Annotated in this window: 13 protein-coding genes; 3 read left to right on the top strand and 10 right to left on the bottom strand. The window is 65.6% G+C overall.

What is annotated here, in order from left to right; all coding sequences use genetic code 11:
* Nucleotides 1–13: 13 nt before the first annotated feature.
* Together H5T74_13370 and H5T74_13365 are read right to left on the bottom strand one after the other, a co-directional pair.
* Nucleotides 14–1,105: an ABC transporter permease gene (locus H5T74_13370; protein MBC7231366.1), complete on the bottom strand. Its 1,092-nt coding sequence runs from the start codon at nucleotides 1,103–1,105 to the stop codon at nucleotides 14–16.
* 142 nt (nucleotides 1,106–1,247) lie between these two features.
* Complete coding sequence (locus tag H5T74_13365; GenBank protein ID MBC7231365.1) at nucleotides 1,248–2,291, bottom strand: ABC transporter ATP-binding protein; 1,044 nt, start codon at nucleotides 2,289–2,291, stop codon at nucleotides 1,248–1,250.
* Between the two features lie 189 nt (nucleotides 2,292–2,480).
* Between H5T74_13365 and H5T74_13360 the strand changes: the two genes are divergently transcribed.
* Nucleotides 2,481–3,404: a LysR family transcriptional regulator gene (locus H5T74_13360; GenBank protein MBC7231364.1), complete on the top strand. Its 924-nt coding sequence runs from the start codon at nucleotides 2,481–2,483 to the stop codon at nucleotides 3,402–3,404.
* Nucleotides 3,405–3,458: 54 nt separating this feature from the next.
* Here the strand turns inward: H5T74_13360 and H5T74_13355 are convergent, their stop codons facing one another.
* The 5 genes from H5T74_13355 to H5T74_13335 form a co-directional block, all read right to left on the bottom strand.
* Nucleotides 3,459–4,118 (bottom strand): ATP-binding cassette domain-containing protein, encoded by a 660-nt coding sequence (locus H5T74_13355; protein ID MBC7231363.1) that lies wholly within the window; start codon nucleotides 4,116–4,118, stop codon nucleotides 3,459–3,461.
* Nucleotides 4,108–5,139 (bottom strand): ABC transporter ATP-binding protein, encoded by a 1,032-nt coding sequence (locus H5T74_13350; protein ID MBC7231362.1) that lies wholly within the window; start codon nucleotides 5,137–5,139, stop codon nucleotides 4,108–4,110. Before H5T74_13350 ends, H5T74_13355 begins: the two co-directional genes overlap by 11 nt.
* A gap of 183 nt (nucleotides 5,140–5,322) precedes the next feature.
* Nucleotides 5,323–6,120: an ABC transporter permease gene (locus tag H5T74_13345; GenBank protein ID MBC7231361.1), complete on the bottom strand. Its 798-nt coding sequence runs from the start codon at nucleotides 6,118–6,120 to the stop codon at nucleotides 5,323–5,325.
* Between the two features lie 214 nt (nucleotides 6,121–6,334).
* The gene (locus H5T74_13340) at nucleotides 6,335–7,336 is read right to left on the bottom strand and encodes an ABC transporter permease (GenBank protein MBC7231360.1); all 1,002 of its coding nucleotides are present in this window, start codon (nucleotides 7,334–7,336) and stop codon (nucleotides 6,335–6,337) included.
* Between the two features lie 111 nt (nucleotides 7,337–7,447).
* Nucleotides 7,448–9,076 carry an ABC transporter substrate-binding protein gene (locus H5T74_13335; GenBank protein ID MBC7231359.1) on the bottom strand — a complete coding sequence of 543 codons (1,629 nt, stop codon included), beginning with the start codon at nucleotides 9,074–9,076 and terminating at the stop codon, nucleotides 7,448–7,450.
* A 1,073-nt stretch (nucleotides 9,077–10,149) separates the two neighbouring features.
* Between H5T74_13335 and H5T74_13330 the strand changes: the two genes are divergently transcribed.
* Complete coding sequence (locus H5T74_13330; protein MBC7231358.1) at nucleotides 10,150–10,917, top strand: hypothetical protein; 768 nt, start codon at nucleotides 10,150–10,152, stop codon at nucleotides 10,915–10,917.
* 170 nt (nucleotides 10,918–11,087) lie between these two features.
* Here H5T74_13330 and H5T74_13325 read toward each other — a convergent pair whose 3' ends face one another.
* Nucleotides 11,088–11,411 (bottom strand): hypothetical protein, encoded by a 324-nt coding sequence (locus H5T74_13325; GenBank protein MBC7231357.1) that lies wholly within the window; start codon nucleotides 11,409–11,411, stop codon nucleotides 11,088–11,090.
* Between the two features lie 650 nt (nucleotides 11,412–12,061).
* On the opposite strand from H5T74_13325, the gene H5T74_13320 reads away from it, so the two are divergent.
* Nucleotides 12,062–12,829, top strand: a complete 768-nt coding sequence (locus H5T74_13320; GenBank protein ID MBC7231356.1) for an alpha/beta fold hydrolase — start codon at nucleotides 12,062–12,064, stop codon at nucleotides 12,827–12,829.
* Between the two features lie 223 nt (nucleotides 12,830–13,052).
* Here the strand turns inward: H5T74_13320 and H5T74_13315 are convergent, their stop codons facing one another.
* Nucleotides 13,053–13,916 (bottom strand): alpha/beta hydrolase, encoded by an 864-nt coding sequence (locus H5T74_13315; protein MBC7231355.1) that lies wholly within the window; start codon nucleotides 13,914–13,916, stop codon nucleotides 13,053–13,055.
* A gap of 98 nt (nucleotides 13,917–14,014) precedes the next feature.
* A complete protein-coding gene (locus H5T74_13310) occupies nucleotides 14,015–14,542 on the bottom strand; it encodes a macro domain-containing protein (protein ID MBC7231354.1) in 528 nt (175 codons plus the stop codon).
* Between the last annotated feature and the right edge of the window lie 124 nt (nucleotides 14,543–14,666).

Here is a 14,666-nt window from a genome sequence, read left to right as displayed (position 1 = left end):
GCCGCCGGCATGCTCATACCAGCCTCCTCTTCAGGATCGCGAAGCCCAGGACGAAGAACCCCGCGGTGAACAGCGCCAGCCACAGCAGGGAGGACAGGTAATCGGAGATCCCCAGCCCGTAGTTCAACATGCCGTCCAGCGGCTTCACCAGCCAGTAGGTGGGAATGGCCTTGGCCACCGGCGGGTCGAAGCCCGGGAACACGGCCAGGAACCCCGGGATCACCAGCACCACCATGGGGAGCAGGGAGATCATGGCCATGGTGATGAAATCCCTGCTCGCCGCGCCGATGATAAAGGCCATCCCCACCATCATGGCCGCGCCCATGAACAGGAAGACCAGCACCGCCGCCCAGACGTCCCCCGGCATCGCCCGCAGGAGCAGGGCCAGGAGCAGGGCCTGGCAGAAGGTGAAGGCTATGCCCGTGACCGCCTTGGCGGATATGAACTCGCCCAGGGTGACCGGGGTGACCAGGACCGCCTGCGCGGTCCTCTTCTGCACTTCCTCCATGACCAGGTTGCCCAGGCTGTAGATCTCGAGGAGGAAGACGAAGGCCAGGAGGACCACCCGCAGCCTGTCGCGCATGGGGATCTGCCTCCCCAGCATGTCCGGGCCCAGCACCACGGCCTTGAAGTCCGCGGGCAGGCGGTAGCCGACCAGGGCATAGCCCACCTCCCGCGCTATCGCCTCTCCCGCTTCCGATACCTCCCGGGGCGCGTCGGAAGCGACGTAGAGCGAGACCTCCGGCTCCCCGCCGGCGATGACCAGGGATATGCCGGCGCTCACCTTCCCCTCCTGCACCATCTCCCTGAGCTCGGCCGCGGACTCCGCCCACACCAGCTCCAGTCCCTCCTCCGCGCCCTCTCCGCCCGCTTCCTCGAGCCTCGACGTCACCGCCTCCCTGCCGACCTCGAGACCGAAGGCCTCCTCCGCCCCTTCAGCGACCTCCAGGTAGAAGCCCATCCTGAAGGTCTCGTCCACGCGGGAGGGCAGCAGATGGAACATGACGCCAAAAACCACGATGACCAGCAGGGAGATGACCGCCAGGAAGCGGTTGCGCACTATGTGCCCCAGGTCCTTCTTCGCTATCGACAGTATCCTCGCCATCGGCTCACCACCACGGTTTCCCTCGCGGCTTCCCCCTACAGGCACGGGTCCGGCGCCCGGCATCAGGCTTTCGCGGCCATGCCCTCGCGGCTTCCTGCCGGAGAGCCCGGGGTACCTCGGCCGCGCGGCCTACCCCTATCTCTCAATCCAGCTTCCTGCCCGTCAGTCGGATGAAGATGTCCTCGAGGGTCGCTTCCTCGGTATGCATGTCGATCACCTCATGCGTGGAGAGGATCTCCTGTACCCGACCCGCCGCGGCGCGGTCGTCCAGTGGGATCTCCTCCTCTGCCGCGCTTCCATCCGCGCGGTAGCGGACCTTGAGCACCCTCTTTCCGTAGGCGTGCTTGAGGTTCTCGGGGGTGTCGTAAGCCGCTATCCTGCCGTCGTGTATGAAAGCCACTCTATCAGAGAGCTTGTCCGCCTCCATCATGTCGTGGGTGGTGAGGAACACCGAGACCCCCCGCGTCCTCTCCTCCATGATCACTCCGCGGATGGCCTCCGACGAGACGGGGTCCAGCCCGTCGGTGGGCTCGTCCAGAAAGAGCACCTCAGGCTGGTTGACCAGGGCCCTGGCCACCATGAGGCGCTGCTTCATTCCCTTGGAAAAATTAGCCACGCGATCCCTGCGTTCCGCGGACAGGCCCACCCTCTCCAGCAGGCCCGCTATGTCCGGGCGCCGGATGCCGAAGAGAGAGGCGAAGAAGCGCAGGTTGGCGGCGGCGGACATGTCCTCGTAGAGGCTCTTCTCCTCGAAACACACCCCTATGCGCGCCTGGACCGCCTCCCTTTCCCTCACCATGTCCCTGCCCAGGATGCTCACCCTGCCCGCCTGCGGCACCAGCAGGCCCACCAGCATCTTGAGGGTGGTGGTCTTTCCGGCGCCGTTGGGGCCCAGGAAGCCCAGAACCTCGCCCGCCCTTACCTGGAAGGAGATATGGTCCACCGCCAGGCGGTCACCGTAAGAGTAGGCGATGCCTTCGGCCGAGATGCGTACTTCGTCCCCCAAGGTCCCACACTCCTTCCGCCCTCCGGATAAAGGGCACCCGGGTCCGCGCGTCCTGCCACAGGTCCTGCCTAAAGGATACCAGACGGGCCTGCGGTCCCGTAACGCAAGACGGCGCCGCGGGCGAACGCCCCGCCCGGAGGCGGCCGTCCTCCCGGGCGCCCGGTCAGGCTTATCGTCCATGGGGGGCCGGGGACCTGGTGTTCTGAGGCTCGCGGATCTCGAGGGAGGGATGGCCCTGCCTTCATCCGGGCGGGAACCCGGGGGGCGCCCTCCGGTATCCCATTTTCCTGTCGCGGAATGGAATAAACATCACTTATAATCAAGATGCGGCACCTGCAACACCCGGGGAGGCGGCGGGAGGAAACGCGTTTGAACACCGACAGCCTGAGACAGCTCATAGCCCTGGCGGAAACCGGCAGCTTCAGCGAGGCGGCCTCGCGGCTGGGCATCACCCAGCCCGCCATCAGCCTCACGGTGAAGAAGATGGAGGGCGACCTCGGGACGCGGCTCTTCCAGCGCCGCGGCAACAGCTATGTCCCCACGGAACCCGGGAAGGTGTTCCTGGAGCATGCGCGGGAGGTGGTGGAAGCCGAGGAGAGGATGTTCGCGGCCCTCACGCAGGCGAAGGAGGGCGAGGCGGGGAGACTGCGCATCGCCAGCAGCAACATCCCCGGGGAATATGTGCTGCCCCTGGTGTTGTCCGACCTGAGGGCAAAACACCCCGGCATCGAGCCGGTGCTGGAGATCATGGACAGCTCCAAGGTGACGGCGGCGGTGCTCTCCGGCGCCTTCGAGTTCGGCTTCATAGGGAGCAGCCCGAGCCGGGACGATCTGGAACTGGTCCCCTTCTGCCCCGACGAGCTGCGCGTCATCTGCCCTCCCGCGCACCCTCTGGCGAACAAACGCTACGTCCGCCCGGCGCGCCTGCAGGGCGAGCGCTTCATCCTCAGGGAGGAGGGCTCCGGCACCAGGGAGCTCATGCTGAAAGCCCTGCAGGACGCGGGGTTGGACACTGCGCGCCTGTCGGTGGAGATGGAGCTCGGCAGCACCAGCTCGGTGATCTCAGCCGTGGAATCCGGCGCGGGCATCTCCCTCGTCTCGGCCTGGGCGATCGCCGGACCCCTGGCGGAAGGGCGTATAGCCATCATCAACGTCACCGGCCTGCGCGCGAGGCGGTATTTCAACATGGTGTGGCACAGGGATCGTCCCCTGAGCCCGCCTGCCAGGGCCTTCACGGAGTTCATGAAAGGCAAGCGGGACTTCTTCCGCAAACATGCCCGCGAGATCACGTAGGGTGCCGCGTGCGGCGGTCCCGCGGCGGGAAGAGCGCGCCTCCCGTCCTTGGCTTTAACCAGCCGAAAGCCGTTCGCCCGCATCGCCAGGCCGAGTCTCGGTGGGCTGCACCATCATCTCCTCCACAACCACCACACGGTCCGCCACCCGCTCCAGGAGGGAAGCGTCGTGGCTCACCGCCAGCACCCCCAACCCCCTCTCCTTCACCCTCGCCAGTATGGCCCTCCAGATCTGGGCCTGGGTCACGGCGTCCAGCATGGTGGTGATCTCGTCGGCGATGAGGAAGCGCGTCTCCGGGCCCAGGGCACGCGCCAGGCATATCCTCTGCAGCTCCCCTCCTGAAAGCTCGTTGGGCCAGCGCCCGAGCCAGGAGGTCTCGACGCCCAGCTCCTCGAGGGTGACCTCGTCCACCTCCCACGCCTCATTGAGGGTATCGCGCATGCGCCAGCGGGGGTTGACCGCCCTTTCGGGATGCTGGTGCATGAGCTGCACGGGGTTGTAGCAGCCGCGAGGCAACGGCTTCCCGTCGAGCAGAACCGCTCCCTCCTGGGGATGTAGATACCCGGCGATGATGCGCGCGAAGGTGGTCTTTCCCGACCCGCTCTCGCCCCTCAGCCCCACCACCTCGCCCGGAGACACGGAGAGCGAGGCCCCGCGCAGCACCCAATCCCCGCGCCCGTAGCGGTACGAGACCTTCCTGGCTTCAAGCGGCATGGTGGCACCTCACCCATCCACCGCGCAGTTCACGCTTGGCCGGCCTCTCGATGAAACAGACTTCCGTCGCCATCTCGCAACGCGGAGAATAGAGGCATCCTGCGGGAAGCCTGTCCGGCGTGGGCTGGTTGCCGGGCACGGCATCAAAGCCGTTCGAGGGCAGAGCCATCCACAAGGCCCGGGTATAGGGGTGTCTCAGTTCCGTTCCCTTCCCATGGAATTCGCTCGCACGTGCTTCCTCCAGGGTGGTCCCGGCGTAGAACACGGCCACGCGGTCGGACATGCCCAGCGCCTGTTCCAGGTCGTGGGTGATGAGCATCACCGCCCGCCCCTCATCGGCCAGCTCACGCAGGTGCCCCAAGGCCTCCCCGGCCGCTCTCTCGTCCAGCCCCGGAGTGGGCTCGTCGGCGACGATGAGGCGGGCGCCGCCCACGGTGGCCGAGGCCACCAGCACGCGCCTCGCCATCCCCCCCGAGAGCTGAAAGGGGAACTTCCTCTGCGTCCCCGCGGGTAGCCGGTAGCGCTCGAAGGCGGCGCGCAGGCCCTCCTCACGCTCGCGCCTGTCCTTACCCCTCACGGGGACCTGCGCCCCCACGCGCATGAGGGGATTGAGGAACTGCACCGACTGGGGCACGAAGGCGATCTCTTTTCCCCGGAGCTCCCTTATCCTCTCCATGGTGAGGGGCTTGCCGTGGAAAACGATCTCCCCGCTCACGCGGGCGTTGGTGGGCAGGATGCCCAGGATGGAGTGGGCGAGGAGGCTCTTGCCGGAACCGCTCTCGCCCACCACCGCCACCACCTCTCCCCGATCCACGACGAGGTTGAGGTCCACAATGGGGGATACCGTTCTCTGGCGCAGGCCTCTGGAGTACTGCACGAAGGAGACGGCGAGCTCCCTCACCTCCAGGAGAGAAGGTCTCTCGCGTGGAGATCGGCCCTTCCCGCGCTCGCGGGATTCCGGGCCGGCTTTCCGCGACCCTGTATATGTCTCCTGACCGTCAACCGACAGCGCCCGTTCCATCGCTTACTCCTTTGTTGTCAGGGGTTCCTCGGACATGAGGGCGTATCCCTCCCTGGTGCCACGGCCATCCCGCTTCCACCATAGACGGGAGAATGATAATTCCTTCCATGCGATGTCCTGTTTCCCTTCCCCCCGCTCACCGCCGTCATCTCCTGTATTTGGGAATTATGCTATTATTTACCATCATTCATGCGCGGTGTGGGGGTCAAGCAGGGCGCGCAGGTTGTCGCCCAGCGCGAAGATGACCCCCACCAGCACCACCAGCGAGAGTCCGGGCATGAAGGCCAGCCACCACTTTCCCGCCGAGAGGTAACGCATGGACTCGGAGAGGATGATCCCTACGGCCGGGCGGTGCGGGGCAAGCCCGAACCCCAGGAAGGTTATGGAGGCCTCGTGAAGTATGGCGTGGGGCACGAGCAACACGAAGCCCACGATGAGCTGCGGCACCAGGTGGGGCAGGAAGTGCTTCCTGGCCATCCACCACCTCGATCGCCCGAAGTGCGGCGAGGCTTGGATGTACTCCGCCGCGCGCAGCTGTATCACCTCCGCGCGCACCACTCGCGCCAGGCTCGGCCAGTGGGTGAGCGCCACTCCGATCACCACCCCCGGGACACCGCCCCCCAGGACGAAGGCGATGAGGATGAGGAACACCAGGTGGGGCAGGCCGAGGAAGAAGTCCACCAGCCACGAGACCGCCGTGTCCGCCGCCCTCACCCCCGAAGCCGCGAGCAGCCCCAGCGCCAGAGCGATGGCCACGCTGAATCCGGAGGCGAAAAAGCCCACCCCCAGGCTTAAGGTCAAGCCCTTCACCGTGCGCACCAGCATGTCTCTTCCCAGCCAGTCTGTGCCGAAGGGGTGGCTCAGGGAGGGAGGGATGTCCCGCGCATCCAGGTCGGTGTCCAGGCGCGCGTCGCTGATGGCGAAACTGGAGATCACCACCAGGGCGATCACGGCGGCGAGGAGGAAGGTGCCCAGCAGCATGCGCTGCCTGCGGTTGAGCGCCGGCAGGCGCAGGGCGGGTCTCGCCACGGTGACCTGGCCGTCCTCGTTCCGCAGCCGGGACCAGGCGGCCGCAAGTGGTCCGCCACCTCCCCCGCCGCGACGCTTCGTATGCATCTTGTTCCGCGGCTTCGAACCCCGAGCCGCAGGATATCGCCCTTCTTTCATCTTGCCGCCCTGCCCATCCGTATCCGCCCTATTCCGCGTGCTCATAGGAGAGCTCCCTGGTCTCCACGCGTCTCAGCTCGCGTATCCTGGGGTCGATCAACAGGTAGACGGCGTCCGCCAGGAGGTTGCCGGCGAACACGAACAGCGCCCCGAAGATCACCGTCCCCAGCAGCAGAGGCACGTCCCCGCGCAGCGCCGACTGCACCGTCGCCTGTCCCAAGCCGGGGTAGGTGAAGACCGTCTCCACCAGCACCGAGCCGCCAAAGAGCTCCGAGAAGGAGGCGAAGAGCAGGGTTACGGCGGGAAGTGCCACATTGCGGGGCACGTGGCGCAGCACGATCGAACGTTCGCTCTCCCCTTTGGCGCGCGCGAAAAGCGCGTATTCGCTGTTCAGGGCCTCAACCACCTTCTGCCGGGTGAAGAGGGTGATATTCGCCACCCCCAGCATGCTCAGGGTGAGGGCGGGCAGGATGAGGTGGTGCAGACGGCTGAAGAGGGACACCCGCGAGGCCTCCACCCCTATGGGGACCGCCAGGCCGACGGGCGCCCAACCCAGCCATACGGCGAAGACCATGAGCACGAGGATGGCCAGCCAGAAGGCGGGGGTGGAGGCGATGACGAAGCAGTACCAGCGCACGCCGCGGTCCAGCATGCCGCCGCTCCTTGCCCCCGCCAGCAGGCCCAAGAGCATGCCGATCGCCCCCGACAAGGCCCAGGCGGTCATCATGAGCAGCAGCGAGGCCGCGAAACGCTCGCGGATAACGTCCAGCACCGGACGGCGGTAGATCATGGAGGTCCCGAAGTCCCCGTGCATGATGGCCGAGAACCAGCGCGCCATGCGTGTGGGGAGGGGGTCGTTGAGCCCCCAGTACTCCTCGATCTGCTGCCTCTGCTCCTGGCTCACCAGGTTCATGTCCGCCCCCACATAGGCCTGTACCGGGTCGATGGGGGAACGGCTCATCAGCAGCCAGGAGAACAGCACCAAGGCGACGAGCAGCGTGACGAGGCGCAGGGCGCGCCCGGCGAACATGAGCAGGGCGTTTCTCAAGACCGCTCCTTTCCGAGTACGGGAGGGGCGGCATGGCCCGCCCGCCGGAGGCGGACGGGCCTGCTGCCGGCCTGCCCTTGAAAGCCCTCCACCCTAATCCTTCCAGCGCCAGTCCACTATGTTTGCGGTGATGGGCCAGCCGTGTCCGTGAGGCTCGATGCGGTTCTTCCCCGTGTCCAACTTCTCGTTGACGAAGTAGCAGTGGTCGAGGTTCACCAGCCAGGCCCAGGGCGCGTCGCCCCGCGCCGAGAGGCCGGTCTCGCCGTCCCACTGCGCCTTCTTCCAGTGCTCCAGGGACTCCTCCTCGCTCCCCGCCGCCAGCGCCCGGTCCATGTAGGCGTCCACGCCGGGGTTATGGTAATAATTGGCGTTGTACCACCCTTCACCGCGGAACTTGCCGTGATAGACGTTGTACATCTCCATGGGGGTGTGGCTGCCCCAGCCGAAGAGGACGGCGTTGGAGTGCATGAGGCGCTCGATGTCGTCCCAGCTCTTGCCCTCCACCTTCATCTCGATGCCCACCTTCTTCGCCATGTCCGCGGCCGCCATGGCCAGGGACTGGCGCGTCTGGTCGGAGGAAGGATAGATGAGGGTGAAGCTGGCCTTGAGCGCGCCCTTTTCCACGATGCCGTCACCGTCGGCGTCCTTCCAGCCTCCCTCCTCGAGGACCTTCTTCGCGCCCTCTAGGTCGGCGTCCTTGACCACCGTCTCCGGGTTCCACCACGGGAGGTTGTCGCAGATGGTATAGGCCGGGCTGCCGAAGCCCTTGAGAACCCCTTCCACCAGGGCCTTTCTGTCCACGGCCATGTTGACGGCCTTGCGGATGGCCATGTCGCCGGTCACGTCGTTCCCCACCGGGTTGCCCTCCTCGTCGCTGGAGCCAGCGGGCACGCAGGGGAAGCAGATGCCGCGGTTATCTACGCTCGGCACCCTCAGCAGCCTCATGCCCGGGACGCTGTTGGCGGCCAGGGTATGGGGGACGACGGCCATGTCCACCTCGCCCGCCCGGGCGGCGGCGAAGGCCGCGTCCTCTTCCAGGAACAGGAAGGTGATGCGTTTGAAGTAAGGCTTCTTTCCGTAATACAGGGGGTTGGCCTCCACGATCATCTGCTGTCCCCGGTCCCACTGCACCATCTTGTAGGGGCCGGACCCTATGGGGTTGTAGGCGTAATCGTCGCCGTGGGCGTGCTTGGGTACGATTCCCATGGTGATGAGAAGGTTCACGAAGGTGGTCATGGGCTCCTTGAGGGTAAAGACCACGGTACGGTCGTCCTCGGCCACCACCTTTTCGAGCACGTTCAGGTCCACCACCGAGCCGCTCTTCGCCGCGGTCTCGTAGGTGTAGACGACGTCCTCGGCTGTAAGAGGCCGCCCGTCGGAGAACTTGACGTCATCCCGGATCCTCACCGTGTAGGTCAGGCCGTCCTCGCTGATCTCGTAGGCCCTCGCCAGGTCGTTCACGATCTCCAGGTCGTCGTCGCGTGCGAGGAGGGTGCTCTGGAAGAGGGGCGACCCGTAGCGTCCCCACCCTGTGGTGGGATCATATCCTTCCTCGCGCTCGCCACCCAGGGCCACCACCAGCTCATCGCGCTTCTCGCCGCCGCCCGTGGAGGCGCCTTTCCCGCCACAGCCGGCGAAGAGCGAAGCCAGCAGGGCGAAGAGCAGCAGCGGAGCCAGCGCCGCCGCCCACCTCCACATCCGACTTCCGTCCGTCCCGGTCATTCCGTCCATGCCAACGCTCCTCCTTCCTTGCTGTCTCCCCTCGCCGGGAGCTCCACGACTTGCGCTCCCGGCAAACCGTCTCGGCTCAAATGCCCGGTCGGCGCCTGTCCCGCCTTCCCCGTTCGCAGGCTCCTCTTGCCACGCCTCACCGGAACATCCATGCGCTCCCGGCAAACCGTCTCGGCTCAAATGCCCGGTCGGCGCCTGTCCCGCAGAGTCTGTCAGGGAACTCTTTTGCCTCGTCCTTGCTTTTCTCCCTCGATCTCCCATCCTTTTCCGCCTCTTTCGTTTCTTGCGCCTATTCCTCGCGCTTCTCCGCCCGACCGGGACCGGCGATCAAAAGGGCGCCATGAAAGCCGTTCCCTGCCGGGAACCGATCGCCTTCATGGCGCCCTTGCTTCCGCCGTGCCGTAGGGCGACTTCCCACCGGGTTCTTCCTCCCGGGTGGGACTTTTCACGCGTAACGCGATTCCCGCCCTCTTCGCACCGAAAAGTCAAAGGCCACGAAGAGCGGGCCTTCGTGGCCTGTTCGATTACTTATCCGCATCCCGGACGCAGACCCGGTTCCGGGGCGTGTCTTCTCTTTTCCGTAGACTCAACGGCTTCGCGCCGTCCATCTCGCCTCGCCCTGCGCGGGAAGGCGACCAAGCGAGAAGTATTATATGCCGCCTGCGGTCATTGGTCAACGAATCGCCCGCCATGCCCGCTCCATCTTTCCTCTCGCCGGCGATCCATTCTGACCTTCCCGACACGGCAACGATCTTCTTGAGCGTCTCTGGTTTCGCCAAGGTCTTTTCGCCGGAATTCCTCTGTGAGCTTCCCGACGCAAGGGTACTGATCGACGAACGGCCCTCATGCCGGTTGCCCCCCTTCGCGGACAAGGCCAACCGGACAGCATCATCATGCCTTACGACCCGGGAGCTCGCACCAGGGAGGCGCGGCTCCGCTATGCTGGAGATCCTGGTGGAGGCAGGTCTGCTTGACATAATTTGACATGAAAGCTTATGCTCGACCTGTCCGGGTGAGGCGCGAACTGCTCGTGATACAGTGCGAGATGTGAAAGGGGTGCGAGGATGAGCAGAAAGCGCGTTGCCGGATCCGGTTCTTCCATACGCCTCTCGAGGATATCCGCAGCCGTCGTCTTCATGCTGGCGGCGATAATCCTGTTGGCCTCTCCGGCGTCGGCTGCCCCCGGACACCGGGAGATGGCCCCGGGAAATACGGGGGAAGGAGCGGGCGGCGGTGACGGCGCGGTGGCCACGGGAGGCGGCCCATACAACTCCGAAACCGGGGCGGGGAGAGTGGCCGTAAAGGGTGCGCCGGTCGCGGCGGCGAGGGCCGCCGGTACCTACGTGACGGATTTCGAGGCGGCGGCCTATCCCTTCACGTCCATCGCTTTCGAGGGACTTTGGGGCCGTGAGGCATATACGGGCGCCCACGGCGGGCAGCTCTATGCCAGCTTCTCGGGGGGAGACGCGCTGGAGGTGATCGTCGAGGTCCCGATAAACGGCGCCAAGCTGACGCTATATTCCGCCCGCTACTGGCAGTGTGGATACTGCGCCTACACGCTGGTAAACAACGGCACCGGACGCGTGGTGACCTCCGGAACCGTCAACCTCTACTACGACAACTACGACTCCAACAGTCCTCAGTGGAACTACCGTGTCTTCAGGGTGGCGGGCCTGAAGCGGGGCACCTACACCCTGCGGGTGGAAAACCTCGGAAGGCCTGGGACGGACCGTTGGCCCCAGGAGATACTGGAGTACTTCGAGCAGCAGGGAATTGAACCGCCTCCGCTGCCGCACATGGTCAACGTGGATTACCTGGAACTCAAGGTCTAGCCGAGAAACGGTCAGGGACTTCCCCACTCCCGGGCTATGGTCTGGGCGACGAAGCGACCATTGGTTCCGCCATTCGCTCCGTAAACCACAAGCAGGCGGTCCGGTCAACAAGGCCCCTCAAATCTCGCTTCGAAGCTCCCGGCACTCCGAAGGGACCGGGACATTTAAGGTCAAGGACTTCCCCACTCCCGGGCTATGGTCTGGACGGCGATGCGGTTGCTGGGGCCGTCGCCCCTTGCCACCGTCACTCCCACGTTCTCGCCCACCGCCTCGGCGATGGCGGCCACGTCGGCGTGGGTAAACCCGGGGCAGAGAAGCACGGAGTGTATCCCCTCCTTCTCCACCAGCTCCCGGCTCACCGCAAGCGCCTGCTCCTGGTCGCTCACCGCCACCGAGATCAGGCGGTACTTCCCGGTATCTATCACGCTGCGGTGCTTCTCGGGATCGGCATCAGGAGCGTGGGCGATGAATGCGGCTACAAAGGCCATGGTCACACCTCCTTTCTGGGGTCGCATCTTCGATCTTCGATTCGTCCGCACTATGCTCGACGGGATCGATCTCCAACGCGGTCCCGACCTTCTTTCTTATCGAGGCAAGGCTTCCCCTTGACATATCGAAGAGACCGGAACTCGAGGGCTCTTCCCTGGACATATCGAAAAAGCCAGACACGGAGGACTCGATCCTCCCGTCGTTCCGATACCGATCGCTCACGCCTTGAGGGAATGCGCCCTGACGAAACCACCAACGCGCAGGTCTCGCATCACCTCATATATGGATTATAGCAACCGTCACATCGCATATTCCTTCATCCCGGCATCCTCAGCCCCCAAGGCTCGGTGTCACCTGCACCAGTCCGTTTCAATCCGACATGACGGCGGGCTCGACGGCATGCCGCCCTATCGCGTGCCCCATATCCCTTGCCCTGCTCATGCGTGCAGCCCACGTCGGGGGCGGGCGGGGCACACCGGACGCGCGTGCGGCGGGCGAGCGCCACACGTGCTGCACCCGCGCCGAAAACCCTTTCGCGCACGTCCTCCACCTAGGACCCACGACAGCTCGATCCATCCACCTTTTCCCCGTCCGAGCCGACCCGAACGCGCCCCTTCCCTCGGGACAGACGCCTCTATATGATATGCTTTGCTCCATGGTGCACGAGGCGAGGACGGGCGATATCGCCTTTATCGCGGGCCGCTGGCCGCTGGACCCGGATCTTCCCAGCGTGGTCTTCATCCACGGATCGGGCGGGTCGAGCGTCCTATGGCGCGCGCAGGTGGAAGCACTCGCCGGGGTGATGAACGCCGTCGCCCTGGACCTCCCCGGACACGGCGCCAGCGGCGGCCGGGGGATGGACCGCGTGTCCGGCTACGCCGACGCCGTGGATGACCTGGTATCTTCCCTGGACATCCCCCGCCCGGTGCCCTGCGGGCTCAGCCTGGGAGGGGCGATAGCCCTCCACCTACTCCTAGAGAAGCGCGGCCGCTACGAGGCCGGGATACTGGTGAACACAGGCGCGAGGCTGCGGGTTCTCCCGCTCATCCTCGAGACCATCGAGAGGGACTACCGCGCCTACTTGGACGGCGCGCCCAGGTTCAGCATCTCCGAGAAGACCGATCCCTCCCGCATCACGCCCCTCATGGAGGCCACGGCCGCGTGCCCTCCCGAGGTGACCCTGGGCGACTTCCGGGCCTGCGACGCCTTCGACGTCATGGAGCGTCTGGGAGAGATCGAGGTCCCCGTCCTCGTCCTCACCGCCTCGGAAGACAGGATGACTCCCCCGAAGTACGGACTCTACCTTGCCGAGCACATCAAGCGCTCCACCCTGGTGGACGTCGAGGACGCAGGGCACCTATCTCCCATGGAGCAGCCCGAGGCGGTTACGCGGGCGATAAGGGACTTCGTTCTGGGGCTGTAAGAAAGGGCGGTACGGGTCACCAGGCGCCCGTGGCTGAACGGTCAACAAGAATGGGTATACCCTTGGCTCCCTTGCGGTCAAATTACAGGCTGTCTGGCGCCCCTGGCTGAACGGCCAACAACGACCCGGATGGCCGTTCGCCTGTCCGGTCCGAGACGGCTCTACTCCTCACAGCGCGCACAAAGGCTCGGGGGCGTGTCCCGCTTTCCCTTCCGCCCGTCCTTCAGGCTCCGAAGAACCTCTTGAGGATGGAGAGCACCTCGCGCGGCTTCTCCATGGGGACGAGATGGCCGGCGCCCTCCACCATCACCAGCTCCGCAGCGGGCATCACGGCGGCGGCGCGCCGCAGATCCACCACCAGGCGGTTCTCGCTCTCCCCGCCCTCCACGAGCAACACCGGGCAGGCAACATCTTCCAGCAGCTCCCAGGGATCGACCGCCATGCCCCCCATGAAAAGCGCCGCCTCCCTCCTGGGGTGGCAGGACAGCTCCAGCCCCCCGTCACCGGTCACGGTCATGCCGTGCCGGAGGTACAGGTCCAGCATCTCGCCGTCCCAGCGCGAGAAGAGCGGCTTCCCGCTCAAGTAATCCCGCGCCTCCTCCTCGCCTTTCCAGCGGTTGCGGCGTCTGACGGACTTCGAGGCCAGAGGGTGCTGCTCCACCGTCAGCTCCATGGAATAGAACTGCGAGGGGAGGAAGATGGGCTCGATGAGGACCATGCGGGCGGCCAGGGGTCCGTGCAGGGCCTCGGCTATGGAGGCCACCGTGGCCCCCATGGAATGCCCCACCACCAGGGGCTTCTCCAAGCTGAGGCGCCGCATGAAGGCCGCCAGGTCCTCGGCGATGACCAACCAACTCAACCCGCCCTCCTCAGGGTTGGAGGTGCGGTGGTCGCAGAAATAGGGGGCGATCACCCTGTAGTTCCCCGCGAGTTCCCTGGCGATGGGATGCCAGAGCCAGGGAAGAAAGCCGGTGGCGTGGAGCATCACCACCGTGGGGCCCTCACCGGGCCAGTGCAGGTACTGCAGCTCCACCTCCCCGATATCCTGGGATAGAACCTCCGGCTGCAAGTCTCCTCTCCTCCGCATAGCGCCGCCGCTTTTACCTCGGACCCGATATCTCGCACCGTCAATGCCTTTTTCACCGCCGCGCGCGAAGCCGCCCGGCTGCATGGAGTCCGAAGGTGTCAGGTGAGCTCCTGCAGGACCCTCTGATGGACCTCCAGGTCCTTCTCACCGAAGAGCACGAAGCGCACGGTCTTCACGCTCTTAAGCGAGGGCGCCATCTCCACTACGGTGGAAAGCGCGACGCGCGCCGCGGGTTCCAGGGGATAACCGAAGGCCCCCGTGGATATGGCCGGGAAGGCCACGGATGCCAGCCCCTTTTCCTCCGCCAGGCGCAGGGCGTTGCGGTAGCAGTCCGCCAGCAGCTTGTCCGAGGGTTCGTCTCTGCCGTAAACGGGGCCGAGGCAGTGGATCACATAGGGGTTGGGGAGGTCGTGACCGCCGGTTATCACCGCCTCCCCGGGCTTGATGGGTGCCAGGGGCCTGCATTCCTCCGCCAAGCCCCGTCCCGCCGCACGGTGTATGGCGCCCGCCACCCCTCCGCCGGGCATGAGCTGCGCGTTGGCGGCGTTCACGATGGCGTCAATGTCCGGCTGGCGCGTGATATCACCCCGTACGCACTCGATCACCACGTCACCCACCTTTGCCATCCGCGATCCCTCCTTTATGCTGTCCGAGCCCGGAAAACGGGCCTTTCCCCCAACCATCAGTTCTCGTCGCTAAGTATAATGGGGTCAGCCCCGGACATGGGACAATCCACCGCAGACATTTTTA

This window comes from Actinomycetota bacterium, from assembly GCA_014360645.1.
In the GTDB taxonomy this organism is placed as follows: domain Bacteria; phylum Actinomycetota; class Geothermincolia; order Geothermincolales; family RBG-13-55-18; genus Solincola_B.
The sequence above is the reverse complement of the archived record's forward strand: the minus strand, read 5'-3'. Positions and strand labels throughout refer to the sequence as shown.